The 222-nt window shown below is 68.9% G+C and carries 1 protein-coding gene; it reads right to left on the bottom strand.

Annotated features, from left to right (window positions below; genetic code table 11):
• The coding region (locus TOK_RS12085; RefSeq protein ID WP_172457537.1) for a right-handed parallel beta-helix repeat-containing protein at positions 1-222 on the bottom strand (222 nt) is incomplete at both ends.

Genomic DNA, 222 nt, shown 5'->3' with positions numbered 1-222 from the left:
CTCGTTGCTGGCCGAGGTGCCGCGGGCGTTGTTGCCGTGCACGTTGGCGTCCTGGACGAGGACGTCGCGGCCGTTGGAGAGCACGATGCCGCCGTCCTGGGAGTCGGCGACCTCGCAGTCCCGCACGACGATGTGGTCGATCTTGTCGCCGTAGATGCCGTGACTGGACGAGCCCTTGATGGTCAGCCCGACCAGCCGGACCCAGGAGCGGCCGTCGAGGGA

Source organism: Pseudonocardia sp. N23 (genome assembly GCF_002583555.1).
Lineage (GTDB): Bacteria > Actinomycetota > Actinomycetes > Mycobacteriales > Pseudonocardiaceae > Pseudonocardia.
Note: the sequence above shows the minus strand (reverse complement) of the source record. Positions and strands in the feature narration are given on the sequence as shown.